The organism is Atopobiaceae bacterium (assembly GCA_022483015.1).
In the GTDB taxonomy this organism is placed as follows: domain Bacteria; phylum Actinomycetota; class Coriobacteriia; order Coriobacteriales; family Atopobiaceae; genus JALCUE01.
Window position 1 is genome coordinate 1070095 of the sequence record JAKVOB010000001.1, and the last position, 26944, is coordinate 1097038.

Here is a 26944-nt window from a genome sequence, read left to right on the forward strand (position 1 = left end):
CAGGATGCAAGCGGGGAGTCACCTGGCGGTGCCACGGGAGGCCTCGACGCGGTGCGACGATGGGGAAGAGGCGGGCCGTAGGTGCCGTCGACCGGGTCCATGGCCTGGTGCCGGTCCTTCTCGCCGATGTCCTTTCGTTTGTCGATGCAGTTCCTAGTGTTCTTGGCTATTTAGCGGAGCAAGAAACGCTAGGGAATGCATCGACAAACATTGATGATGTCACGGTGGCAGAGAGGGCAGGTCCGCTGCCGTCACGGTGCCTTTGGGATCTCGAAGGCATCGAGCTTCGCCGAGAAAGCCACCGGGTCGTAGACTTCCTTGAACTGGAAGCGCATCACGGGGATGCCCAGCGCGTTGATGTGCGACTCGCGCTGGCGCTCGGCGAGAAGGACGTCGGCCGTGCTGCGCCCTCCCGTCATGGAGGGGTCGACGTACTTGTCACGCCCGTCGAGCTCGCCGGCGACCTTGGAGCCGTCGGGTCGCTCCCACAGGTAGTCCAGGCGCATGACATGTCCCTGATCGAGTGGGTCCGTAACATCAACCTGCAGGTCGGGGATGGCGTAGCCCAGCCCGAGCATCATGGCTCGCGCGATCGACTCGCCGCCGTTCTCCGAGCGGCCATCCGCATATGAGATGGTGATCCTTGCCAACTTGATGCCGTGCTGTCTGCCTTGGGTCCTAATCTCCGCCTCGAGGTCTGCACGGGTCACCCTGCCCGAGCGAAGCGCAGCGTCCGCTATCGCGAGTCCCTCCGAGAACCCCAGCGTGCGGCAACAGTCGATGACCGTGGTGGCCATCGGCGTCACTTGGATGTTGCCTACCCGCTCCGATCTGAGCTTCGTGGCGCTGTGACGCACGACGTTACCGCTTCCATGCTGGCGGTTGTGCACGGATGTCGTCACGTGAATCGTCTCGAGCAGGTTGTATGAGGTCGTGAGGCCATGGACGAACGCTGCCGTCTGGTGCGAGAACGTCCAGCCCATGTGGAGCATCCCAAGGGTCCGTACGACCAGCACATGTTGCTCGATGCGCGTCAGTGCCTCCCAAGAGCGTCTCCTGGCAAAGAGGCCATCGGACGGACGCACGAGCACGTCGCTTCCGACTCTCCTGATCATGGCTTGTCGCATTCGCTCGGACTGCACGGGCGTGCAGATGCCGATTCGCTCGGAGCCGTCGAGCCATCCGTCGATCTGTGCGGCAATGGCGTGCTGCATACGGGTCCCTCTCGGTGGCGGGTGGTGTCGGGATAACGGGTTCGTACCCGTGGGGTGCCTGGGGGAGTCGGCATGCCATGCCCTTTCGTTTGTCGATGCATTCCCTAGTGTTCTTGGCGATTTAGCGGAGCAAGAAACGCTAGGGAATGCATCGACAAACATTGATGATGCTGCAGCCGAGAAGAACGACCAGTCGTGGCTGCTACGGGGGAGTGACGTCTGCTGACCGTATGCGACGCGCACCGCATGCGGCTACTTGTCGTGGAAGGTGTGGCTCCAGGTGGTCATGGTCTCGTCGATGCTCTCGGGATTGCCGGTCGCGTCGATGTTCTCCTGACGCTCGCGGGCATCGTCGGCAGGGGTACGGTGCCTCTGCTCGTTGGCGTCACCCTTGAACAGGAGGGCGATGATCGCGACGAACACGACGATTCCCACGAATATGATCACGGTGGTCATGTGGCCTCGCGCTCCTCGGATGTGGCCCTGCCGATGCCTTCGTTATACCCCTGACGTCGTTCGCCCGTGTCGGCTTTGCCGGCGCGCGCGAGGGAGTACGCTAGCTGTCGTGTCACACCCCCAGCATCCGTTCGCAAGGAGGACCAGATGGACTATCGCGTCGAGCACGACTCCATGGGAGAGGTGCGGGTCCCCGCTGACCGCCTCTGGGGTGCCCAGACCGAGCGCAGCCATGAGAACTTCCCCATAGGCGTCGGCCTCGAGACCATGCCCGCCGAGGTCATCCATGCCTTCGGCGTCCTGAAGCAGGCTGCGGCCGAGGCCAACCGGGAGCTCGTGCCCGACCGCATGACGGCGCAGAAGCTCGAGGCCATCAGCACGGCTGCCTCCGAGGTCGCGGCCGGTGCCCTTGATGCGGAGTTCCCCCTGGTGGTGTGGCAGACGGGCTCGGGCACGCAGTCCAACATGAATGCCAACGAGGTCATCGCCAACCGTGGCAACCAGGTTGCGGGCACCCGCCTGCTCCATCCCAACGACGACGTCAATATGAGCCAGTCGTCAAACGACACCTTCCCCACGGCCATGCACATCGCCGCAGCTCGCGCGCTCGAGGGTGACGTCCTGCCCTCCGTGCGCCGTCTCGCCCAGACGTTCGCCGAGCTCGAGGCCCGCTATGCCGATGTGGTCAAGTGCGGTCGCACCCACCTGCAGGACGCCACGCCCATCACCTTCGGCCAGGAGGTCTCGGGGTGGCGCGCGAGCCTCGAGCGCGACGCGGGACTCATCGAGGCGGCGGCCAAGCCCCTCCACGAGCTGGCGTTGGGTGGCACCGCGGTCGGTACGGGCCTCAACGCCCCCGACGGCTTCGACACCCTGGTGGCCGAGAAGGTCTCCGGGCTCACGGGCGTGTGCTTCTCGACGGCCCCGAACAAGTTCCATGCGCTCACCTCGAAGGACGAGCTCGTGGTGGCCCACGGTGCCTTGAAGGCGCTCGCGGCCGACATGATGAAGATAGCCAACGATGTGCGCTGGCTCGCGTCGGGCCCGCGCGACGGCCTGGGCGAGATCCGCATCCCGGCCAACGAACCTGGCTCGTCGATCATGCCTGGGAAGGTCAATCCCACCCAGTGCGAGCAGGTCACGATGGTGGCCGTGCAGGTCATGGGCAACGACTGCGCGGTCGGCATGGCGGCCTCGCAGGGCAACTTCGAGCTCAACGTCTTCATGCCGGTGCTCATCTATAACTTCTTGCAGTCGGCGCGGCTCCTCTCGCAGTCCATGGACTCGTTCCGCGAGAGGTGCGCCGTGGGCATCGAGCCCATCCGGGAGAAGATGGACGCCAACCTGCACGACTCGCTCATGCTGGTCACGGCCCTCTCGCCGACCATCGGCTACGAGCATGCCGCCGAGGTGGCGCACAAGGCCTACGAGGATGGCACGTCGCTCAGACAGGCGTGCGTCGATTTGGGGTATCTCTCCGCACAAGGGTTCGATGATGTGTTCCACCCCGAGAGGATGGTCTGACCGAGAGGAAGCAGCCATGGATTACGCAGCCGAGTCGCTTCGCCTTCATGAGCAGTGGAAGGGCAAGATCGAGGTCGAGGCGACGGTTCCCGTGAAGACCAAGGACGACCTGTCCCTGGCCTACACGCCTGGCGTGGCTGCGCCCTGCCTTGCGATCCAGGCCGACCCCCAGAGGAGCTATGACCTCACGCGGCGCTGGAACCTCTGTGCCGTCATCACCGACGGCAGCGCCGTGCTGGGACTGGGCGACATCGGCCCGGTCGCCGGCATGCCCGTCATGGAGGGCAAGTGCGTGCTGTTCAAGTCGTTCGCGGGGGTGGATGCGTTCCCTCTGTGCGTGAACACCCATGACGTCGACGAGTTCGTGAACGCCGTGGCGCTCATCTCGGGCTCGTTCGGCGGCATCAACCTCGAGGACATCGCGGCGCCGCGCTGCTTCGAGATCGAGCGCAAGCTCAAGGAGCGCTGTGACATCCCCATCTTTCACGATGACCAGCATGGCACCGCCGTCATCACGCTCGCCGGCCTCACCAATGCGCTCAAGGTCGTGGGCAAGCAGGTCGAGCAGGTCCACATCGTCGTGTCCGGTGCGGGTGCGGCTGCCACAGCAATCACGAAGCTGCTGCTCAAGGCTGGTGTGTCAGACATCATCATGTGCGACCGTCATGGTGCCATCTACGAGGGTCGCACGGAGGGCATGAACTGGAGCAAGGACGAGATGAGCAAGGTCACCAACCCGCGGCACCTCTCGGGCTCGCTTGCCGACGTGCTGCCGGGGGCCGACGTGCTCATCGGCGTGTCTGCGCCGGGGCTCGTCACCACCGAGATGGTCAGGACCATGGCGCGCGATTCCATCATCTTCGCCTGCGCCAACCCCACGCCCGAGATCTTCCCTGACGATGCCAAGGCGGGCGGCGCTGCCGTGGTCTCGACCGGCAGGTCCGACTACCCCAACCAGATCAACAACGTGCTGGCCTTCCCAGGCATCTTCCGCGGCGCCTTCGACGTGCGGGCCTCTGACATCAACGAGGACATGAAGATTGCGGCGGCCCACGCCTTGGCCGACCTCGTGACGCCCGACGAGCTCTCGGCCGACTACATCATCCCCAAGGCCTTCGACCCGCATGTGGGGCCGGCCGTGGCCTCGGCTGTCGCCGATGCCGCACGCAGGAGCGGCCTTGCCAGGATATAGGGCCGTGGCCGCCGCGTAGCCCCTCTCGCGTGCCCCTCTCGCGTGCCGCTCCGCATGCGCGCCGCTGCGCCCATCCTTCGTGCCTTCCGCCTGTCTCCCTCTTGTGTCACCCTGTTCTCATCAAGCAGGGGAGAGGAACATATGTCTCAGCAGACGGTGGCAACGAGGGACAAGTCGACGACGCGCCGCACGCTCGCGCGGTTCTGGGAGGTCACGCGCCTCCGGCCGGGCGCCTTCGTGCTGGCCATCGTGACATCGGTGGGCTACGTCGTGCTTCTCACCTATGCCAACACCTATGTGATGGGCCTCATCGTCGACCGTGTCCAGGCCGCGCCCGTCCCGGCGGACCAGGTCTGGAACGTCTTCGCGCCCTATGTGCTGGCGCTGCTCGTGGTGAACGCCGTGGGCCAGGTCTGCTCCAAGCTGCAGGACTATTCCACCTACCTGCTCGAGATCAACGGCAACTACCACCTGGCGCGCCTGTGCTTCGACACCCTCTCGCAGCAGTCGATCACCTTCCACGCCGGCCGATTCGGCGGCTCGCTCGTGAGCCAGACCAGTCGCTTCATGGCAGCCTACTCGTCGTTCGTCGACGTCATCACCTACTCGGTCATCCCCACGGCGGCCGCCATCGTGGCGACCATCGTCACGCTGGTGCCGGTGGTGCCCAGCTACGTGGCGGTGCTGTCGGTCATGCTCGTGGGCTACCTGGCCGTGGCCACCATCATGTACCGGAAGATCCTGCCACTCTCGGCCGCCACGGGTGCGGCCCGCAACAAGCTCTCGGGCGTCCTCTCCGATGCCGTGACCAACATCCTCGCGGTCAAGACCTGCGGGCGTGAGGACTTCGAGAAGGACCTCTTCGACGAGGCCGACGGCGAGACGCGTGACGCGGAGTCCAAGAGCATGAACGCCACCATGCGTCGCGGCTTCATGACGAGCGGCATCATCACCCTCATCATGCTGGTGGTCTCGATCTTCATGGTGGGCGGCAACGCGTGGTTCGGCATCTCCGCGGGCACCCTCGTCATGATGTTCACCTACACCTACCAGCTCACCATGCGCTTCAACATGATCAACTCCACGATGCAGCGCATCAATGCCGCCCTGGGCGACGCCGCCGAGATGACCCGCGTGCTCGACGAGCCGCTCCTGGTCAAGGATGCGCCCGACGCTCAGGCCCTGACGGTCACGGCTGGCCGGATCGACTTCGACCACCTGGGCTTCTCGTATGCTGACGCCGCGGCGCACGAGCATGTCTTCGAGGACCTCACCCTGCATATCGCGCCTGGCCAGCGGGTCGGCCTCGTGGGGCGCTCGGGCTCGGGCAAGACCACGCTGACCAAGCTGCTGCTGCGCCTCTCGGACATCCAGGACGGTCGGATCCTGGTGGACGGCCAGGACATCTCGGCCTGCACCCAGCAGAGCCTCCGCCGGCAGATCGCCTATGTGCCGCAGGAGGCGCTGCTCTTCCATCGTTCCATCCGCGAGAACATCGCCTACGGTCGTCCGGACGCCACCGATGCCGAGATCCGTGCCGCCGCGGCCGACGCCAACGCGCTCGAGTTCATCGACCGGCTGCCGCAGGGCTTCGACACGATGGTGGGCGAGAGGGGCATCAAGCTCTCGGGCGGCCAGCGCCAGCGCGTGGCCATCGCCCGTGCCATCCTCATCGACGCGCCGATCCTCGTGCTCGACGAGGCCACGAGCGCGCTCGACTCCGAGAGCGAGGCGGCCGTGCAGGGGGCCCTCGTGAACCTCATGCATGGACGCACGTCCATCGTGGTGGCGCACCGGCTCTCGACGGTGGCCTCGCTCGATCGCATCGTGGTGCTCGAGGACGGTGCAATCGTGGAGGACGGCACGCACGACGAGCTCATCGCCGCGGACGGCGAGTACGCCATGCTCTGGGGCCGCCAGACGGGTGCCTTCCTCGACGCGGAGTAGTCGTAGCTGTGCGCGGAGGGGGGGCCGACCCCGCACGCCTCGTCCGCCCTGCCTCCTGCCCGCGTCCCGTACGAGCTCCGCCCCGCCGAGAAGAACGAGGCGGTCGCCCCATCCTCTGGGACGACCACCTTCGTGCCGACCGATCGGCTCGCCGTCTACGAGGCGAGCGTCTTGAGGTAGGCGATGATGTCGTCCGACTCATACATGGGCTTGCCGTCAATGAACAGGCAGGGGACCTGTTTCTTGCCGCCAACGCGTACGAGTTCGTCGGCGGCCTCGGGGTCGCGCAGAATGTCGCGCTTCTTCAGCGTGATGCCGTTCTGCGCGATGAATTGCATGACCTTGCGGCAGTAGGGGCAGGTGTCCTTCTTGTAGAGTACGAGGTCGGGCATGGGGTCTCCTCTCGGTCGCGGCACCTGGGGCGCCGCCTCATCGGTTGCTTCCTTACTGCGTATCCCCCCAAACGGTTGCTCCCATTCGCAGCGAGCCGAGCTCGACCATCCTGATGGGCCGGCGGGCGCAGGTGGCGGCAGGAGGGTCAGCACACAGCGCGCCGACCTTGTTCACTTTGTGGGCCCCACCCGCTCGCCTGCTATACTGGTCCCATCAACGAGCGGTTCTCGACAACGTAAGTCCAGTTGACGCAGCCGCACGCCCATAAGGACTCCCGTGTGGCTGCCAGATGCCCAAGCCTCACGGAAGGTCGGTCCCCTGCATGTCACAATCTGCGTCCCGCCCCACATCCAGCCATATGCCGCTGCTGGTGGTGATGTATGCCTCCGCGTTCGTCGCGGCCTTCAACGAGAACATCATCAACGTCGCGCTCGTCGACATCATGGGCGACCTCTCCGTGGGGGCCACCACCGCGCAGTGGCTCATCACCGGCTACATGGTCCTCGCCTCCATCGTCACGGCCTCGATGGCGTTCCTCTCGCGTCGCCTCTCCACCCGGAGGCTCTTCTTCGTGGCCTCCGCCTGCCTGCTCGTGGGTGAGGTCGCCTGCTATGTGGCGCCGACCTTCGCGGTGCTGCTGCCGTGCCGCATCATCCAGGCCATCGGTTCCGGCATGCTCTTCCCGCTCATGATGAACGTGGTGCTGGCGGTCGCCCCCAAGCAGCGGATGGGACTGTTCCTCTCCATAGGTGGCGCCTGCATCACGCTGGGGCCAGCCTTCGGCCCCGTCATCAGCGGCCTTGCGGCGACGCTCTTCGGCTGGCGGGCGATCTTCGTGCTGCCGGCCCTTGCCATGGCGGTGCTCGCCCTCGTCGGCGTCCGCGTGGTCGAGGACGTCTCCACGCCGCAGGCGGCCACGCTCGACGTGCCTTCGCTGGTCGAGCTCTCCGTGGGCCTCACCTGCTTCGTCTATGGGCTCTCGGAGCTCACGTGCGCCTTGCCGCTTGCCCTGGGTGCGCTTGTCGTGGCGCTCGTGGTCCTCGCACTCTTCGTGCGCAGGCAGGGCCGCATCGCGGAGCCCCTGCTCGACCTGCGCCCGATGCGCAACCCCCGCTTCTGGCCTGCCTGCCTGCTCGTGGTCGTGGCCATGATGGAGACCTTCTCGATGAGCGTGCTGCTGCCGCTCTACTTCGAGGGTGCCTGCGGTACCGATGCCCTCGTGGCGGGCCTGCTCATCCTCCCTGCCATCGCGGTGAACGCCGTGACCTCGGTGGTGGGCGGCCGTGTCATGGACGCCCGCGGCGGGTGGCCGCTGCTGCCGGTGGGCTTCGCCCTCGTGGTCGTGGGGCAGGTCCTGGTCTGGTCCGTCTCGGAATCGCTCGCCATGGGGCTCGTCGTCGCGGCGACCGTGGTGGTCTATGCCGGTGTGGGGCTCGTGCTCTCGCCCTCGCAGACGGCCGGCCTCAGGCACCTGTCACAGGACGAGTACCCGCACGGCACAGCCCTGCTCAACACGTTCGTCATGATCGCCGCCAGCATCGGGCCGTCGCTCTTCGTGGGGATCCTCTCGAGCGGCGCCGCCTCGGCTGCGGCCTCCGGCCTTGCCGCGTCGGCGTCAGAGGCGGCGGGGTTTGCCCAGGCGGTGCTGGTGGCCGCCGTCATCGGCGCCGCAGGACTCGCCCTCTCGGTCGGCTATGCCCGCAAGGCGCGGACCGAGAAGGCGATGCCTCCGCAATCGCAGGGGCCATCTGGGGCTGGGGCAGATGATCAGGTCATATCCGAGAAGGACGCCTCGGGCAGGGCGCGTCGGGAGGGTGTGCGGGCATAGGCCGAGGGCCCTCGGCGACTCGCCGTCTCGCGACCTGTCATGTCTCGCGGACCGGGGGCCCGCACGTCCCCCCAAACCGGCCTTTCGCCTTCCTGAATAGGGGATTCAGCCTGATGGCAGGCTAAGATGGGCTGACTAGTATCTCAAGGGGAAGGTCCCTTTGTGGTCCGTCCCCTTTCGAGACGAAGGCGGGCCCATCATGCGAAGCGACCCTTCTCGCAAGGCACTTGTCATCATCCTTTCCGTGGCGATGGCGCTCACATGCATGCCCGTGCAGGGCCTCGCCGAGGCCGTGGACGAGGCGCAGGTCGTCACGAGCTCCCTTGTGGGATCGGCCTCCGCTTCCCTGACCGTCCAGGATGCCGGTCAGTCGACTGCCGATGACGCCATCTCGCAGGATGCGACGAGCGACCAGGAGGTCGACGCTTCCTCTGCGGTCAGTGCGGAGACCCCTACTGCGACCGATGACGACGCGAGTGCCGTCGAGACCGCTGCCGCGACCACCGATGACGCGTCCACCACCTCCGAGACGGCCGACGCCCAGGCTGCCACCACGCAGGATGCGCTCACTGTCCAGTCCGATGACCTCGTCACACAGACATATGACGCGCTGGAGATCTTGGTAGATGGCGGCCGTACCATCACCATCTCGGACGCGAGCGAGTCTGGCATGCTCAAGATCTCTGGCCTAGGTGGCAACCCCTCCATCATCCCCGCGAGCGCCAGCGTCATACTGACGAGCGAAGATGGTGCGGCCCAGGACAGCATGGTCAACGTGGTCGCCACCAAGTCCACGGTGAAGCTTGAGCTTAAGGACCTCAAGCTCAGGCACGACGGCGACAGCCCGCTTCGCATCCAGGGCGGAAGCACCGTGGTGGCCACCCTGGAGGGCTCCAGCGAGCTCAACTGCGTCGGTGGCGGTCAGCCGGGCGTCCAGGTGCAACGGGGCGCCTCCCTCACGATCACAGGCACGGGCTCGCTCAACGCCCTAGGCGACACCGACGGTGCGGGTATCGGCACCTGGAACGGTGCCAGCATCTCGATGGGTTCCCTCACCATCACGGGCGGGGCCCAGGTCACGGCCACAGGATATGGCGAGGCTGCTGGCATCGGCTGTGGCAACGAGGCGACGAGCGGCGGTACGGTGACCATCACGGGTGCTGGCACGAAGGTCACGGCCAACGGCGGCAAGTACGGTGCTGGCATCGGTGGCGGTGACCAGTCGGGCGGCTGCAACGTCATCATCTCCGACGGCGCCTCGCTCACGGCCACGGGCGGCTACGGTGGCGCTGGCATCGGTTCCGGCGACAAGGACGGGGGCAGCCCCGGCACGCTCACCGTGAGTGGCGATGACACGCGCGTCACGGCAATCGGCGGGGAGAAGGCCGCGGGTGTCGGGACTGGACGTGACGCCACGCATGGCGGCACGGTCACCGTCAACGGCGGCATCCTCACTGCCACGGGCGGGGAGTATGGCGCCGGCATCGGTGGGGGATACGAGACCTCCGGCAGCACCGTCATCATCAACGGCGGCACCGTGGTCGCGCGTCACGGTGGGGATGCCAGCGGCATCGGCTCGGGCAGCGAAGGCTCGAACGGTGGTAGCCTCACCATCAATGGCGGTTCCGTGCTGGGGTCCGGTACCTCGGGCTTCGATGAGTCCGTGCAGCCCACGCCCAAGAACGCCGACGGCGTGGAGCTCGAGCGCTACTCCGTCCAGCTCCAGTACACCTCCACCTACGAGCTGGTGACGGAGTTGAGGCTCTATGACTCTGCGGCTGCCGCGCTGTCCCAGAGCGACGTGCACATGTGGACCATCCCAGGTCCCTTTAGCGACTGTGCCGCGCTCTACCTCTACCTTCCCAAGGGCACGGACCTCGGCTACGTGACCACGAACATCGCCTCCTATAATCGCCTGGGCACCTCGGACATCTTTGAGCTCTATCAGCTGCCCTATCTGGTCCATTTCGACTCTGGTGTGGATGATGTCAGCGGCACCATGCCTGATCAGATCTGGAGGCACGGGGAGCGCAAGTCCCTCTCCCCCAACACCTTCTCGCGACCGAACTACTTCTTCGCCGGCTGGTCCAAGACCAAGGGATCCACCAAGGCGGATTACTCGGACAAGCAGGTGGTCACAGAGGTGGCATCGAATGACTCGGTGACCCTCTATGCCGTCTGGATCCCGATGACCAAGAACGCGACCCTTACCTACGCCTCCTCGGATGCGAGCCATGGCACGGTATCCCTGGCCTCGGAGACGTTGAACTCCCAGACGGGTACGCCCTCGGGCTCCACCGTCACGGTCGCCGCCGGGTATCATCTGGTCAACTGGACCGACTCGGAGGGGACCGTCGTCTCGACGGACGCGACGTACGTGCCGGTGATGAAGAATGCCGGGTGGGTGGACGAGAACTACACGGCGAACATCGCACCCAACACCTACACCCTGACGTATTGCGACAGCGTGACCGGCAGGTCCCTGATAGGTGGCGACTATAGCTACACGCACAACCCCTTCAAGTACACGATCACGTTGACCTACGATGCTCCCACGACGTTCAGACCACCTTCCGACGACTCGGATTACTACGGTACCTATCGGGCTGGCTACTGCTTCGACCACTGGAGCCAGAACCGGGATGGCACGGGCACGACCTACACGGAGGACCAGGAGATCCTGAACCTCACGGATGTGCAGGACGGGCATGTCGACGTGTGGTACATCTGGAGGCCCATCAACTATTCCTTCGCCTTCCTCGGCAACGGCGCTACCTCTGGCTCCATGACGAACGAGGTCATGACCTATGACCAGGAGAAGGCCCTCACGGCGAACGCCTACGCCCGTACGGGCTACACCTTCGTCAACTGGAATCATCGCGCAGACGGAAGCAGCTGGTCCTATTCCGACCAGGCCCTTGTCAAGAACACCACCAGATATAGTGAGACCCTGTCGCTCTATGCCCAGTGGAAGCCCAACTCGTACACGGTGACCTTCGATGGCAACGGTGCGGACTCCGGTTCCATGGCTGGCCTCACGCTCGACTACGACGAGAGCCATACCCTCGACGCCAGCACCTTCACGCGTGCCGGCTACACGTTCGCAGGATGGAACACGGCTGCTGACGGCACCGGCACGGCCTACGCGGATGCGGCGAGCATCAAGAACCTGGCCACCGGCGACACCGGCGACACCTCAGCCACGCTCTATGCCCAGTGGAAGGGCGACGAGTACACGGTGAAGTTCGTTGCGAACGGTGGCGACGGCACCATGGCCGACCAGACCCTCGCCTACGGTACGGCCGCGAACCTCAATGCCAACACCTTTACGTGCACCGGCTATACGTTCGCGGGGTGGGCCGACGATGCGGGACACACCTACGCCGATGGCGCCTCCGTCATGAACCTGGTCACGAGCGGGAGCGGCAGCACCTCCATCACCCTCAAGGCCCAGTGGACCGCCAACACCTACACGCTCGTCTTCGATGCCAACGGCGGGACCGGCACCATGGACAAGCAATCCATGACCTACGACACCGAGGTCGCCCTCACGCCCTGTGCCTTCGCGCGTGAGGGCTGCATGTTCGCCGGCTGGACCGATGACGCGGGGCACACGTATGCCGACGCCGAGAGTGTCAAGAACCTTGCGACCGAGCAGGGTTCGACGGCGACGCTCCATGCCCGGTGGAAGGCCAACACATACACCGTGAAGTTCGCCACCGGCGTCACCGACGGCAGCGTCACGCAGACGATGGAAGACGAGACCATGACCTACGGCATCGCGACGCCGCTCACGGCCAACGCCTTCATCCGCGCCGGCTACCGGTTCCTCGGTTGGAAGGTGGGGGACACCTCCCGCTTCGTGGCTGACGAGGCGAGCGTGTCTGACCTGGCCACCTCCGGCACCGTGACCCTCACGGCGATGTGGGAGTCCTGGCCCGACGCGCTCGTCTCCTATAACGTCATCGACCCGGCACAGGGCACGGTCTCGAGCGCCAAGGAGACGCTCACCCAGGGCCAGGGCACGCCTGCCGGCTCCACGGCCACGGCTGGGACCGGCTACACGTTCTCCAGCTGGAAGGTCTACGGGTCGGACGCCGTGGTCTCGAGCGATGCCACCCTCACGGCCGAGAAGATCAAGGCGAGCCCCGCCTGGTCGTCCGACCACTACGTCAGCACGAACTTCGTGGCCAGCTTCGAGGCCAACACCTACACGGTCACCTTCGATGCCAGCGGCGGCTCGGGCACCATGGACCCCCAGGCCCTCACCTATGGCACAGCCGCGAACCTCGATGCCAACACTTTCGCCAAGACTGGCTACACGTTCGCCGGCTGGTCTGACGGCGCGGGACATACGTACGCCGACAAGGCTTCCGTCAAGAACCTCGTCACCGGGGCCGTCGGTGACGAGTCCATCACCCTCACGGCCCAATGGACGCAGGACCTGGTGGTGACCTACGTCCCCGATGACGTGACGCACGGCACCGTGAGCGTCGGCTCTGAGACCGTCGTCTCGGGCGACAACGCCCAAGGCTCCACCGCCGAGGCTGCGACTGGCTACACGTTCGTCAGCTGGACGCTTGCCGGCTCCACGACACCCGTCTCCGTCGAGCAGACGCTCAAGCCTGCTGGCGTCACGGCCAGCGCCAGCTATGTGGCCAACTTCAAGGGCAACGCCTATACGGTCACGTTCGCCACCGGCGTCACCGACGGCAGCGTCACACAGACGATGGCCGACGAGCCCATGACCTACGGCACGGCCAAGGAGCTCACGGCCAACGCGTTCACGCGCCCGGGCTATCGGTTCCTCGGCTGGAGGGTGGGGGACAGCTCCCGCTTCGTGGCTGACAAGGCGAGCGTGTCCGACCTGGCGACCTCCGGCACCGTGACCCTCACGGCCATGTGGGAGGCCTGGCCCGACGCGCTCATCTCCTACAACGTCACCGACCCGGCACAGGGCTCGGTCTCGAGCGCCAAGGAGACGCTTGTCCGGGGCCAGGGCACGCCGGTAGGCTCCACGGCCACGGCTGGGACCGGCTACACGTTCGTCAACTGGACGGTCTATGGCTCTGACACCGTGGTGTCGAGCGATGCCACCCTCACGGCCGAGAAGATCAAGGCGAGTTCCGCCTGGTCATCCGACCACTACGTCAACACCGACCTCGTGGCCAACTTCAAGGCCAACACCTACACGGTCACCTTCGATGCCAACGGCGGCCTCCGGCACCATGACCCCCCAGACCCTCACCTATGACACACCTGCGAACCTCAACGGCAACGCCTTCGCCAAGACCGGCTTCACCTTCGCTGGCTGGTCTGACGGCGCGGGGCACACGTACGCCGACGCGTCTGAGGTCGAGAACCTGGCCACCGGAGCTGCCGGTGACGCCTCCGTCACGCTCACGGCCCAGTGGGTCGCCAACGGCTACACGGTCACCTTCGACGCCACCGGCGGAACCGGCACCATGCCTGCTCAGCCGATGACCTACGGGGCGGCCGCCAACCTCACGGCCTGCACCCTCGTCCGCACGGGCTATGCCTTCCTCGGCTGGTCGAAGACCCAAGGTGGTACCATCGTCGACCTTGTTGACGAGGCATCCGTCACCGACCTCGCGACCTCCGGCACCGTGCCCCTCTACGCCGTCTGGCAGGCCAACTCCTACACGATCGAGTTCAACGGTAATGGCGCCACCTCAGGCACCATGGCTGACCTGCCGATGACCTACGACACGGCCGCCAACCTCACCGCCAACGCCTACGCCAAGGACCATTACACCTTCACCGGTTGGAACACCAAGGCGGATGGCTCGGGCACCCCGTATGCTGGCGGGGACTCGGTCGCCAACCTCGCCACCTCAGGCACGGTCATCCTCTACGCCCAGTGGAGCGGGGACTCGTATGACGTCACCTTCGAGGGCAATGGTTCCACGTCGGGCACCATGCAGCTACAAGGCATGACCTATGGCTCATCCGCGAAGCTCACGCCCAACGGCTTCGTCCGTGCCGACTACACCTTCCTGGGCTGGGCTCTTGCCGCGGGCACGACGACCCCAGACTACTTCGACGGCCAGCTCGTCTCTGACCTCGACCCCACCACGCTCTACGCCGTCTGGGGGCAGCGCGCCGATGCCCGCATCTACTATGGGAGCTCTGACACTGCCGTCGGGACGGTCTCCTCGGACAGCGAGCTCGTCGCCCCCGATACTGGTGTGCCATCTGGCTCAACGGCCATTCCGGCCGCTGGGCATCACTTCGTGGTCTGGAAGGATGCTTCCGGTGCGGAGGTCTCCGCCATATCGTTCTTCCAGCCTACGAAGCCTGTGGGGGGATGGGTCGAGACTGCCTACACGGCCAGCTTTGCGGCCAACACATACACGGTCAAGTTCGATGCCAATGGTGGCACCGGCACCCAGATGGACGATCAGCCCATGACCTACGGAACGGCCGCGGACCTCACTGCCAACACGTACGTCAACCCTGGTCATGCCTTCGTCGGTTGGAAGGATGATGCGGGACATATGTACGCTGACGGCGCCTCAGTTATCGACCTCACGACCGAGCTTGGCGGTACCGTCGCCCTCCATGCCCAGTGGACCTCCGACCTGGTCGTGTCGTATGCCGCTGACGAGGCGTCGCATGGAAGCGTGAGCCTCGCTTCCGAGACCGTCGCCTTGGGTGGTACTGCCCAAGGGTCGACCGCCACGGCCGAGTCTGGGTATCACCTCGCGGGCTGGACGCTTGCCGACTCAGAGGACGTCATCACTACCGAGGCGACGCTCGCACCGACCAACGTCATGACCAGCGCGTCCTATCTGGCACGTTTCGTGCCGAACACCTATACGGTGACCTTCCAGGCCAACGGCGGCACTGGTGTCATGGACGTTCAGGAGCTGTCCTACGACGCAGACGAGAAGCTCGCGGCCTGCACCCTCACTCGCGAGGGCTATGCCTTCACCGCTTGGGCTGATGACTCAGGGCACACATACGCCGACAAGGCCAGCGTCAAGGACCTCGTGTCCGAGGCCGACGGCGGCATCACCCTCCATGCCCAGTGGATGCCGATCGCCTACACGGTCGCCTTCGATGCCAACGGCGGCGATGGCACCATGGAGCCGCAGGCCATGACCTACGGCACGGCCGCCGACCTCACCGCATCTGCCTTCACTCGCACGGGGTATGCCTTCGCCGGCTGGAATACGGTTGCCGACGGCTCAGGCACGTCATTCTCGGAGAAGGCCAGCGTCAAGGACCTCGTGGCAGAGGATGGTTCCATCGTCACGCTCTATGCCCAGTGGACCGTCTCGTCTGTCGACGATGGGGAAAACGGCAACGGTGGGGACGGCAACAATGCTGCCGGCAGCAATGCTGGTAGCGCTTCGGGTGGCGGATCGCCCTCCTCTGGCAGCTCGGCCCAGGTCATAACCGCGCGAGCCGGTATCCCTGCGACCTCCGACCCGGTCTTCCCGATCGGTTCGCTTACGCTCGTGGCCCTCGCCACCGCGACCTGCGGCATTGTGATACGTAAGCGCCGTCGGGGGTAGCGCCCCTCATGGCTGTGCGCGTTCTCCGACCGCCCTTGGGACCTACCCAGGGCGGTCGGTCCGTATGGCTCACCGTACGCCGGCTTGCTATCCCAGCGCCACGTCGAGCACCATCATGATGACGAAGCCCAACGCGCATCCGATGACGCCCAGGTTGGAGTGCTCGCCCTCGGCCGTCTCGGGGATGAGCTCCTCCACCACCACGTAGATCATGGCGCCCGCCGCGAACGCGAGCAGGTAGGGGAGCAGGGTGGTGATGAGCTGCGAGAGGGCGATCGTGAGCAGCGCCGCCAGGGGTTCGACCACGCCCGAGAGGAACCCAGAGAGGAACGCCTTGCCCCGAGACTCGCCGGCGCTGCGCAGGGGTCCCGCGATGATGGCGCCCTCGGGGACGTTCTGGATGGCGATGCCCGTCGCGAGTGCGATCGCGCCGGCGACGGTCACCGTCGGGCTGCCGGCAAGCATGCCGGCGAAGACCACACCCACGGCCATGCCCTCGGGGACGTTGTGGATGGTCACGGCGAGCATGAGCATCGTCGTCTTGTTGAGGCGCGACGGACGGCCCTCGGGCGTGTCCTCGTCGGCATGCAGGTGGGGGACGACCATGTCGATGGCGAGCAGGAAGGCGATGCCGGCGAGGAAGCCTATGGCCGCCGGCAGCCAGGCGATGCCGCCCGACGCCTCTGCCGCCTCGATCGAGGGGATGAGCAGTGACCATACCGATGCGGCGATCATGACGCCCGAGGCGAAGCCGAGAAGTGCCTTCTGGACGTGGCCGGACATCTCCCCTTTGAGGAAGAAGGCGATGCAGGCGCCCAGCGTGGTGCCTGCGAGCGGTATGAGGAGCCCTATCGCCGTGGTCATGGTCTCGGACATGTGTGTCTCCCGGGTCGTCGCCATCCCGTGCGTGCTGTCGTCATAGCCATCGTACCAGCGGCATCGGCGACGGCCGCCCGGAATCAGAAAAATGATTCAACGACGGTAGCACATAGACGCGCCGGTCGAGTGGCGCTTCTCGTCCAGGGCCGTCGTGGGGGCGTGACGCCTCCGGGTCGCTTTGGCCAGGCAACCCACGTCTGCCAAGAGGTTGCCTGCCCGGAGTGACCCGCCAGGTCCTTTCGTTCACCTTCCGGGGTCGCTTTGGCCAGGCAACCCACATCTGCCAAGAGGTCGCCTGCCCGGAGTGACCCGCCAGGTCCCCGCCGCCGCTTACCGTAAGCCTCGTCGCCCCCTATGGCCTGCGTCGTATACTGGGCACTGATATCGAGGGCTTTCGGCTCGCGTCCGTTCCGCTGGCGACACGAGGGGGTGGCAGACCATGCACATCACCTGGCGTCGTGTGGCGCCGGTCCTCATCGGCCTGCTCATCGTCTCTGGCCTCGTCGCGGGCGTGGTCACCTCCGCCTGGAGCGCCCGCCAGGCCTCCGAGTCCAAGGCCGAGGCCGTCCTCACCGACAGCGCCCACGAGCAGGCCCGTTCTCTGGCCCAGACCTTCGACGGCCAGTTCCAGGTCCTCGAGGCGCTCTCTGCATCCGTCGGCCAGATGGACACCTCGGACATCTCGGCGATCTCCTCCCTGTTCGATGCCGCCTCCAAGGACATGAACGTCGGGTCACTCGTGTTCATCGGGCCCGATGGGGTCTCCCTCGTGGGCGTCAACGCGGGTGTCGACACGTCCGACGTCTCCTCGACGCAGGCTGCGCTGGCGGGCAACCGTGGAATGGCCTATGTCGTGGGGCGGGCCTCGGGCGAGCCTGGTGTCGTGCTGTCCGTTCCCTGCTATCGGGATGGCCAGGTCGTGGGCATCGTCTCGGGCATGTACTACCGCGAGAACCTCTCTGCTGACCTCTCGGGCACGGCCTATGCCGGCGAGAGCATCTCGTTCCTTGCCAGCTCCGATGGCACGATCATCGTACCTAGCTCGAGCAGCCTCTTCGTGAATGATGACGACAACGCCTTCAACTTCATGGGCTCGGATGCGGTCAGCTTCAAGGACGGCGACTCGCTCGAGGAGATGGAGGCCTCGCTGCAGGCCGGCAAGGAGACGGTCGTCAGGTATACCTACAACGGTTCCGACCGGTTCACCATCTATACGCCGCTCACCGGCACCGGTCTGCCGGGCAACGACTGGTTCGTCGCCAACGAGATAGACGCGTCGTCCTATGCGGCGGACGTGTCGAAGGCGCAGGGCGAGGCGCTGCGCTCGATGTTCGTCTTCGGCATCTTCCTGGTGGGGGCCTTTGCCCTCTTCATGCGCTACGACTACGTCATCAGGCGTCACCAGCGCGAGGACGCTTCCGTGATCGCCGAGCGTGACCGTCAGTACGAGATCGTGCTCAAGCAGGGTGGCAAGCATGTCTATCGCTATGACGTGGCCACCGGTGCCGGCACGCACGTCTCGGAGGTCAACCCCTTCTCGGAGGCTCCCGTGCGCGAGCATATGGTCGAGACCATGCTCTCCGAGGGGCATGTCGCCCCCGACCAGGCCGATGCCTACCGTGACTTCTTCCATCGCATCGACCAGGGCGAGCCGTTCCAGACGACCCGGTTCAAGCTGCACACGGTCGACGGTCGATGGGTCTGGTGCCAGGAGGACGCCACCACCGTCTTCGACGATGCCGGCAAGCCCTCCTACGCCATCATCTCGTACTGGGACATCACCGACCAGCTCGAGGCGGAGGGGCGGTACGCCAAGGCGGTCGCCTATCGCGAACTTGCCGAGAGGAGCACGGTGGCGTCGTTCCATCTCGACGTTACGAGCGATTCCGTGGACGACGGCGTCTCTGAGTACGATGACCTGCTGGCACTCGGCTCGGACGGCACCGTCACCGGGCTCATGGCCGGCATCGAGGCATCCATCCCCAACGGGGGTCTGCGGGCGATCTTCCATGAGCGGTTCTCCCGCGAGGCCATGGTGGCAGCCTTCGGTGAGGGGAGGAACGACATCGACCTCGAGCATCCGATCCTGGCGGGGGCGGTCTCGGGGTGGTTCCACACCACGGTCCACCTCCTCCCCAACCCCCAGACGGGTGATATAGAGGGGTTCGCCTACGGCATCGACCTGACCGAGGAGCACCAGACCGAGCAGGTCCTGCAGACGCTTGCCAGCAACGACTACGACCGTGTCATCCTCGTCGATCGCACGCGGGGCTCCTACCACGCGTTCTTCTCGAAGTCCGATGAGGACGGCGCCCGGATGGGCGGCGTGTCCTTCGATGGCGACATGCGCTCGTTCGTGCGTGCGATGATCCACCCGGATGACCGCGAGCGTGTCGCGGCGAGCCTCATGCTCGCGACCATGGGTGCGCGTGCCGACCACGAGGGCACCTTCGACGTGAGCGCACGCCTCGTCATGGACGGAACTGTCCGCAACAAGCTCTACCGGGTCTCGTCCCTCGGCATCGACAAGGGTCATCTCGTGGTGTCACGCATCGACGTGACCGACAGCGTCTCGCGTCTCCAGGCGGCGCTCGATACCGCCGAGCAGGCGAGTCGTGCCAAGGGCGACTTCCTCTCGCGTATGAGCCATGACATCCGTACCCCCATGAACGCCGTCATGAACCTCACCCGCATGATGCGCGACGAGCTCGACGACAAGCCGGCCCTCACGTCCGACCTCGACCGCATGGAGGCCTCGAGCGAGTTCCTGCTGAGCCTCATCAACGACGTCCTGGACATCTCGCACATCGAGAGCGGTACCTTCGAGCTCACGCCCTCGGTCTATGGCTTCCACGAGTTCGTGGAGTACATGGAGGGGGTCATCGTCCCGCTCTGTCGCGAGAAGGGCCTGGAGTTCGTCTGGGAGAAGGGCTCCACGTCCGTGGACCTGTATGTGGACAAGACCAGGTTCAACCAGGTGTTCTTCAACCTGCTCTCGAATGCCGTGAAGTTCACGCCCAAAGGCGGGCGCGTCTCGTTCGTCGTGCGTGACAACGTCGTCGAGAATGGCATCCTGACCTGCAACTTCGAGGTGAATGACACGGGGATCGGCATGACTCGGGAGTTCCAGCGGAACATGTTCGACTCGTTCACGCGAGCCGATGCCACCGGTGCCTACCAAGGCACGGGCCTGGGGCTGGCCATCACCAAGGCCATCGTCGACAAGATGGGCGGGACCATCTCGGTGACCAGCGCGCCCGGGAGGGGCACGAGCATCATGGTCCATCTCTCCATGGCGCTCGCCACGCCCGAGCAGGTCGCCCAGGAGTCGGCGCGACTCCATGCCTCGAGTCCGGAGCACCTGCAGGTGCTTGCGGGGAGGAGGGTGCTTCTCTGCGAGGACAGCAACGTCAACGCCCTCATCACGAGGCGTCTGCTCGCCAAGGTGGGGGTCGAGGTGGAGGTCGCGCAGAACGGGCAGGTGGGGGTCGACCTGTTCCAAGGCCATGACCCTGGCCACTACGATGCCATCCTCATGGACGTGCGCATGCCGGTGATGGACGGCCTCGAGGCAACACGCACGATTCGCTCGCTCGCACGCGACGATGCGAAGGCCATCCCCATCATCGCCATGACGGCGGACGCCTTCTCCGAGGACCAGGAGCGGACCATCGCCTCGGGGATGAACGCGCACCTCTCGAAGCCGGTGGTCCCCGAGGACCTCTATCGGACCCTCGCGGAGGCCTGCGCCCCCAGACGCTGATGACTCCGAGCGGCGGCAACCCTCAAGGTGTGGATGAGCCTTCCTGAAGATGCTCCAAGAACCGGCCTTGGATTCATCGTCAAAAAGTATATGCCTTTTATTACATAAGACATGTTTATCAGCGGACGCACGTATCGCTAGGTAAAACTGAAGGACGTCGCCAAAATTACAGGAGGCTTCGAACATAGTTCGAAGCAGACACGAATTGCCACTTGTCGAGTGACGATGTACAATAAGTTGATTATTTAGTGTGGACTGGTGTGTGGGGGGCTCATCTGCTCTCATATGGCAGGTACGCGGGCATGCTCTCGAGGCTATGTCGGCGCTGATACGAAGGGTGGATATGATGAACCTCTCAGGCAAGAACCAAGGCCCAGCACGTAAGCTCCTTGCGTTCTTTCTCTCGGTCGCCATGGTGATGACCTCTGTCCCCACGTCGGCTCTGAGCGAGGCCGCCACCGAGGCGTCGACTGCCGCGCAGGCGCAGACCACCCAGGCGGCGACTGCCACGTCGGCCTCGTCGGCGAGCACGGCTGCCGCCACAGACCAGACGTCCTCGCAGGCCACCGCGGCAGAGGACACCTCCGCCCAGCAGGGGAGCGCTGCCAAGGGGTCCGGGACCACGACGACCGATTCCGCGCGGGCGACCACCTCTGACGAGGCGGCCACGGCGGAGGACGGCGTCGTCTCCGTCTCGCTTGACTTCGAGAACGCCTACATCACCTACCTCGGCCAGGTCGTGGCCGACCCCACCGATCACATGTCCGTTCCCGAGGGCAAGGCGCTCTCGTTCGCGGCCTCTGCCAACGAGGGCTATGACCTCACCGATGTCAAGACGTCGGTGAACGGCACCGAGACCACACTTTCTCCGAATGCCGATGGAACTTACACGATTGATGCGGCTTCCGTGGCGTCCGGCCTCAAGGTCGTCGTGGAGGCGACCGCCCAGGCCGATGCCGCCACCGTCGACGACGCGGAGCCGCTCGCCTCGACGACCGTCGACGAACCTTCAAGCTCCGCTTCAGGGTCTGCCGCCACGACCACTACGGATGCCACGACCGAGGACGCCCCCGCAGCCTCCGTCATGAGCCTGTCGACGGCTTCCGCGGCCGACTATACGCTCGAGGTCGGTCAGACGCAGTACATCAAGGGCGCGTACAGCTATTCCAATGACACATGGAAGTCCAGCGACTCCTCGATCGCATCGGTTGCGAAGGACAACGGCTGGAACTCCTCCAACGCGACCGTCACGGCTAATAAGGTCGGCACGGTCACCATCACGCATACGTATGGTTGGGGTAACAACACCTCCACCGAGACCTGGACGGTCACGGTCACGGCCGCGACCCTCACGGTAACGTTCGATGCCAACGGTGGCAGTGCCGACGCGCCTGCGAGCCAGTCGGGCGAGCAGGGCGATGACGTCACACTTCCTGATTACGCCGGTACCAAGAGAGGCAAGGTGTTCGTCGGCTGGTCCACGTCGGACAACGCGACCGGCGACGGGAACTACAAGACGCCCGTCTATGCGGCTGGGAGCACCTATACGCTCACAGCGGACACGACCCTGTACGCGACATGGGCCAGCACCGATGTGGATGCCGAGTTCTACATCAGGCTCGACGGCACCATCGCGACCGAGCCCCAAGGACATGCCTCCAGCGAGTACACCGGTGCCATCAAGATCGCCGATGCGGTGTCGACCGCGGCCTTCTATGCCAACTCGACCGAAGGTGTCGGCTCTCACCTGCTGAATCAGCCTACCGATGACCAGATCAAGACGGTCTGCAACGCGAAGGGCATCTCGTATGACCCTGACACGCAGTACGTGCTCTGGTATGTCATCAAGCAGGAGAGCACCCTTCACGTGGACGGCGTGCTTCTCGACAGGGCCAAGGTGAACCTCAGCTACAACGCCAACGCTCCGGCAGGCGAATGGGCCAACATGCCCGATGGTGCCCAGTACGTGAAGGACTCCACGGCCACGGTCAGCTCGAAGGTGCCCACGCGTCCCGGCTACACGTTCAGCGGCTGGAACACGGCAGCCGATGGGACGGGCACGTCCTATGCGTCGAGCGCTGACATCACCATGTCTGATTCCGTCACGCTCTATGCCCAGTGGATCCCCAACGACAAGACGGCATATACGGTCCAGTGGGTCGCTGCTGGCACGGGCACCGTCATCAAGACGGTCACACGCTATGCCAAGACCGACGTGACGGCAAGCGTGACCGATGCCGACAAGACGCTCGCGGGCTACACCTACGCAGGCGATTCCTACGCGGGCACGGTCCTCTCCGGCAACGTTTCCGGCGATGGGTCGCTCGTGCTCAAGCTGTACTTCTCCACGAACATCACGGTGACGGCCCCCACCGCCAGCAAGACCTATGACGGGACGGCCCTCACGGCCACCACCGCCACGCTCACGGCCGGCACGCTTGCCGAGGGTGACACCCTCGTCGCCACGGCCACGGGCTCCGCCACCAACGTCTCCGACTCCGGTACGGGCAACAACGTGGTCTACAGCGTGAAGGTCATGCACGGTGACGTCGACGTGACGGCCAACTACGCCATCACCAAGGCAGCCGGCAACCTCACCATCACGCCGGCCACCCTCACGGTCACGACGCCCGACGCCACCAAGGCCTACGACGGCGGCGCCCTCACGGCCGCGGGCACCCTCTCCGGCCTCGTCACCGGCGAGACCGCGACCTTCTCGACCACCGGCACCCAGACCAACGTCGGCGAGTCGACCAACGGCTATGACATCAACTGGGACGGCTCGGCCAAGCAGGGCAACTACACCATCGACGCGCACCTCGGCAAGCTTACGGTCACGTCCAACTCCACGTCCGTGACCCTCACGGCCCCGAGCGACGAGAGGACCTATGACGGCACGGCCCTCACGCGCTCCACGGGCACGACCGAGACGGGCCTGCCTGCGGGCTTCACCTTCGAGGCGACGGTCTCCGGCTCCCAGACCGATGCCGGCTCCTCGGACAACACGGTCACCGGCTACAAGATCTATGACGCGAGCCACAACGACGTGACGGGCTCCTTCACCAACGTCACGACCGTCGTCGGAAAGCTCACGGTGAATCCGGTCGCAATCAGCGTGAAGGCCAACGACGCCACCAAGGCCTACGACGGTACCGCCCTCACTGATTCTGGCTATTCCATCGCTTCTGGTGCCTTCGTCGGCACGGATGGGCTTGCCGCTGTGACCGTCGAGGGGTCGCAGACCTTCGTTGGCTCCTCTGCCAACACCGTCACCGACTACACGCTCGCGGATGGGACCAATGCCTCCAACTATGTCATCACCAAGCTCCCGGGCACGTTGAGCGTCACCAACGAGAACCCCATCGTCATCACGGTGACGGCCCCCACCGCCAGCAAGACCTATGACGGGACGGCCCTCACGGCCACCACCGCCACGCTCACGGCCGGCACGCTTGCCGAGGGTGACACCCTCGTCGCCACGGCCACGGGCTCCGCCACCAACGTCTCCGACTCCGGTACGGGCAACAACGTGGTCTACAGCGTGAAGGTCATGCACGGTGACGTCGACGTGACGGCCAACTACGCCATCACCAAGGCAGCCGGCAACCTCACCATCACGCCGGCCACCCTCACGGTCACGACGCCCGACGCCACCAAGGCCTACGACGGCGGCGCCCTCACGGCCGCGGGCACCCTCTCCGGCCTCGTCACCGGCGAGACCGCGACCTTCTCGACCACCGGCACCCAGACCAACGTCGGCGAGTCGACCAACGGCTATGACATCAACTGGGACGGCTCGGCCAAGCAGGGCAACTACACCATCGACGCGCACCTCGGCAAGCTTACGGTCACGTCCAACTCCACGTCCGTGACCCTCACGGCCCCGAGCGACGAGAGGACCTATGACGGCACGGCCCTCACGCGCTCCACGGGCACGACCGAGACGGGCCTGCCTGCGGGCTTCACCTTCGAGGCGACGGTCTCCGGCTCCCAGACCGATGCCGGCTCCTCGGACAACACGGTCACCGGCTACAAGATCTATGACGCGAGCCACAACGACGTGACGGGTTCCTTCACCAACGTCAAGACCGTCGTCGGAAAGCTCACGGTGGATAGGGCGAAACTCACCCTGACCTCCGTAAGCCTTTCGAAGACCTATGACGGCACCGCCCTCACGAATGGAACAGCAAGCCTCCTCGAGGATGGCTGGGTCTCTGGCCAGGGTGCCGACTACGATTTCACTGGCGCGCAGACCGAGTCGGGATCCTCAGCCAACAGCTTCTCCTACAAGGCGAAGAGCGGCACCAACCTAGACAACTACGACATCACCAAGTCCGAGGGTGCCTTGACGGTCGATCCTGTTACCTCAGAGGTCGTCGTGACCATCAACGGTCATTCTGCCAATGCCACATATGATGGTGCCAGCCATTCCGTCACCGGGTATACGGTCGCGTCCATCAGCAACAGCCTCTATACGGCCAATGACTTCTCGCTCACCGGGACCGACACGGTGAGTGCCGTTGATGCCGGCTCCTATCCCATGGGCCTCACGGCTGCGAGCTTTGCCAACACGAGCAAGAACTACACCAACGTCAGGTTCGTCGTGAGTGATGGCTCGCTCGAGGTTGCCAAGCGTGCGGTCACGCTCACAAGTGCAACGGATACTAAGGTCTATGACGGCACGGAGCTGAAGAACTCCACCGTCACCGTGTCCGGTGAAGGTTGGGCCACGGGCGAGGGCGCCACGTATGATGTCACCGGAGCCATCACCAGTGTCGGTTCGACGACGAACGACTTCACGTATGTGCTCTCTCAGAATGCCAAGTCCTCCAACTACGCCGTCACCGAGACCCTCGGCACCCTCACGGTCACCAAGGCCGACGCGGCGCAGAACGCCGTCACCGTGACCCCCTACGCCGGCACCTACGACGGCTCCGCGCACACCGTCTCCGCGACGGCCGCGCAGGCCGGCTCGACCCTGCTCTACAGCACGGACGGCCAGACCTGGTCCGAGACGGCTCCCACGTGGACCGACGTCACCTCCGCCCAGACCGTCCACGTGAAGGCCACCAACCCCAACTACGGGGACGCCACCGCCGACGGCACCGTCACCATCACGCCGGCCACCCTCACGGTCACGACGCCCGACGCCACCAAGGCCTACGACGGCGGCGCCCTCACGGCCGCGGGCACCCTCTCCGGCCTCGTCACCGGCGAGACCGCGACCTTCTCGACCACCGGCACCCAGACCGAGGCCGGCAGCTCGACCAACACCTACGCGCTCACGTGGGACGGCACCGCCAAGTCCTCCAACTACGCCGTCACCGAGACCCTCGGCACCCTCACGGTCACCAAGGCCGACGCGGCACAGAACGCCGTCACCGTGACCTCCTACGAGAGCGCCTACGACGGCTCCGCGCACACCGTCTCCGCGACGGCCGCGCAGGCCGGCTCGACCCTGCTCTACAGCACGGACGGCCAGACCTGGTCCGAGACGGCCCCCACGTGGACCGACGTCACCTCCGCCCAGACCGTCCACGTGAAGGCCACCAACCCCAACTACGGGGACGCCACCGCCGACGGCACCGTCACCATCACGCCGGCCGCCCTCACGGTCACGACCGGCAGCCAGACCTGGACCTACGACGGCCAGGCGCACTCCAACGCCACCGTCACGTCCACCGGGCTCGTGAACGGCGAGACGGTCTCGGCCGCCACGGACGCCTCCATCACCGACGAGGGCTCCACGCCCAACACCTACGCGATCGACTGGGCCGCCGCCGGCACCACCGCCAAGCAGTCCAACTACACCGTCACCGACAGCCTCGGCACCCTCACGGTCGACGCGGCCGCCTACGACGTCACGGCCACGCCCTACGCCGGCACCTACGACGGCCAGGCGCACGGCGTCACCGTCACCGCCCCCGCCGACGCTACGGTCACCTACGACACCGACAACGCCTACACGGACGTCACGTCCGGCTCCGTCACGGTCGGCTACAAGGTGACCCGTCCCAACTACAAGGACATCACCGGCACGCAGACCGTCACCATCACGCCGGCCCCGCTCAAGGTGACGACGCCCGACGCCACCAAGGCCTACGACGGCGGCGCCCTCACGGCCGCGGGCACCCTCTCCGGCCTCGTCACCGGCGAGACCGCGACCTTCTCGACCACCGGCACCCAGACCGAGGCCGGCAGCTCGAC

At 65.5% G+C, this 26944-nt stretch carries 11 protein-coding genes and 2 pseudogenes; 9 read left to right on the forward strand and 4 right to left on the reverse strand.

The window, feature by feature from the left end; translation table 11 throughout:
- Positions 1-251 precede the first annotated feature (251 nt).
- Both LKE50_04685 and LKE50_04690 read right to left on the reverse strand, forming a co-directional pair.
- Positions 252-1214, reverse strand: coding sequence for a hypothetical protein (locus LKE50_04685; protein MCH3967906.1), 963 nt, complete (start codon positions 1212-1214; stop codon positions 252-254).
- 252 nt (positions 1215-1466) lie between these two features.
- Positions 1467-1670: a hypothetical protein gene (locus LKE50_04690; GenBank protein ID MCH3967907.1), complete on the reverse strand. Its 204-nt coding sequence runs from the start codon at positions 1668-1670 to the stop codon at positions 1467-1469.
- 147 nt (positions 1671-1817) lie between these two features.
- Between LKE50_04690 and fumC the strand changes: the two genes are divergently transcribed.
- The 3 genes from fumC (at position 1818) to LKE50_04705 (ending at position 6333) form a co-directional block, all read left to right on the forward strand.
- Positions 1818-3194, forward strand: a complete 1377-nt coding sequence (fumC, locus tag LKE50_04695) for a class II fumarate hydratase (GenBank protein ID MCH3967908.1) — start codon at positions 1818-1820, stop codon at positions 3192-3194.
- A gap of 16 nt (positions 3195-3210) precedes the next feature.
- Complete coding sequence (locus tag LKE50_04700) at positions 3211-4386, forward strand: NAD-dependent malic enzyme (protein MCH3967909.1); 1176 nt, start codon at positions 3211-3213, stop codon at positions 4384-4386.
- A gap of 141 nt (positions 4387-4527) precedes the next feature.
- Positions 4528-6333, forward strand: a complete 1806-nt coding sequence (locus LKE50_04705) for an ABC transporter ATP-binding protein/permease (protein MCH3967910.1) — start codon at positions 4528-4530, stop codon at positions 6331-6333.
- Between the two features lie 155 nt (positions 6334-6488).
- Here LKE50_04705 and LKE50_04710 read toward each other — a convergent pair whose 3' ends face one another.
- A complete protein-coding gene (locus LKE50_04710) occupies positions 6489-6725 on the reverse strand; it encodes a glutaredoxin (protein ID MCH3967911.1) in 237 nt (78 codons plus the stop codon).
- Positions 6726-7048: 323 nt separating this feature from the next.
- On the opposite strand from LKE50_04710, the gene LKE50_04715 reads away from it, so the two are divergent.
- From LKE50_04715 to LKE50_04725, 3 genes are all read left to right on the forward strand, one after another.
- Positions 7049-8554: an MFS transporter gene (locus LKE50_04715; GenBank protein MCH3967912.1), complete on the forward strand. Its 1506-nt coding sequence runs from the start codon at positions 7049-7051 to the stop codon at positions 8552-8554.
- 199 nt (positions 8555-8753) lie between these two features.
- Positions 8754-13808 (forward strand): InlB B-repeat-containing protein, encoded by a 5055-nt coding sequence (locus LKE50_04720; GenBank protein ID MCH3967913.1) that lies wholly within the window; start codon positions 8754-8756, stop codon positions 13806-13808.
- The gene (locus LKE50_04725) at positions 13783-16095 is read left to right on the forward strand and encodes an InlB B-repeat-containing protein (protein MCH3967914.1); all 2313 of its coding nucleotides are present in this window, start codon (positions 13783-13785) and stop codon (positions 16093-16095) included. The genes LKE50_04720 and LKE50_04725 overlap by 26 nt, the downstream gene beginning before the upstream one ends.
- 87 nt (positions 16096-16182) lie before the next feature.
- On the opposite strand, the gene LKE50_04730 is transcribed toward LKE50_04725, so the two are convergent.
- Positions 16183-16971, reverse strand: a complete 789-nt coding sequence (locus LKE50_04730) for a ZIP family metal transporter (GenBank protein MCH3967915.1) — start codon at positions 16969-16971, stop codon at positions 16183-16185.
- A 442-nt stretch (positions 16972-17413) separates the two neighbouring features.
- Between LKE50_04730 and LKE50_04735 the strand changes: the two genes are divergently transcribed.
- From LKE50_04735 to LKE50_04745, 3 genes and pseudogenes are all read left to right on the forward strand, one after another.
- Positions 17414-20737: an ATP-binding protein gene (locus tag LKE50_04735; GenBank protein MCH3967916.1), complete on the forward strand. Its 3324-nt coding sequence runs from the start codon at positions 17414-17416 to the stop codon at positions 20735-20737.
- Between the two features lie 1084 nt (positions 20738-21821).
- A pseudogene (locus LKE50_04740) lies at positions 21822-26516 on the forward strand (InlB B-repeat-containing protein).
- Positions 26512-26703 (forward strand): annotated as a pseudogene (locus tag LKE50_04745) (hypothetical protein). The pseudogenes LKE50_04740 and LKE50_04745 overlap by 5 nt, the downstream one beginning before the upstream one ends.
- Positions 26704-26944: the final 241 nt, after the last annotated feature.

Excerpts from the sequence above, each read along its gene's own strand:
- LKE50_04685 (MCH3967906.1), bottom strand. The coding sequence starts at position 1,214 with ATGCAGCACGCCATTGCCGCACAGATCGACGGATGGCTCGACGGCTCC.
- LKE50_04690 (MCH3967907.1), bottom strand. The coding sequence starts at position 1,670 with ATGACCACCGTGATCATATTCGTGGGAATCGTCGTGTTCGTCGCGATC.
- fumC (MCH3967908.1), top strand. The coding sequence starts at position 1,818 with ATGGACTATCGCGTCGAGCACGACTCCATGGGAGAGGTGCGGGTCCCC.
- LKE50_04700 (MCH3967909.1), top strand. The coding sequence starts at position 3,211 with ATGGATTACGCAGCCGAGTCGCTTCGCCTTCATGAGCAGTGGAAGGGC.
- LKE50_04705 (MCH3967910.1), top strand. The coding sequence starts at position 4,528 with ATGTCTCAGCAGACGGTGGCAACGAGGGACAAGTCGACGACGCGCCGC.
- LKE50_04710 (MCH3967911.1), bottom strand. The coding sequence starts at position 6,725 with ATGCCCGACCTCGTACTCTACAAGAAGGACACCTGCCCCTACTGCCGC.
- LKE50_04715 (MCH3967912.1), top strand. The coding sequence starts at position 7,049 with ATGTCACAATCTGCGTCCCGCCCCACATCCAGCCATATGCCGCTGCTG.
- LKE50_04720 (MCH3967913.1), top strand. The coding sequence starts at position 8,754 with ATGCGAAGCGACCCTTCTCGCAAGGCACTTGTCATCATCCTTTCCGTG.
- LKE50_04725 (MCH3967914.1), top strand. The coding sequence starts at position 13,783 with ATGACCCCCCAGACCCTCACCTATGACACACCTGCGAACCTCAACGGC.
- LKE50_04730 (MCH3967915.1), bottom strand. The coding sequence starts at position 16,971 with ATGTCCGAGACCATGACCACGGCGATAGGGCTCCTCATACCGCTCGCA.
- LKE50_04735 (MCH3967916.1), top strand. The coding sequence starts at position 17,414 with ATGCACATCACCTGGCGTCGTGTGGCGCCGGTCCTCATCGGCCTGCTC.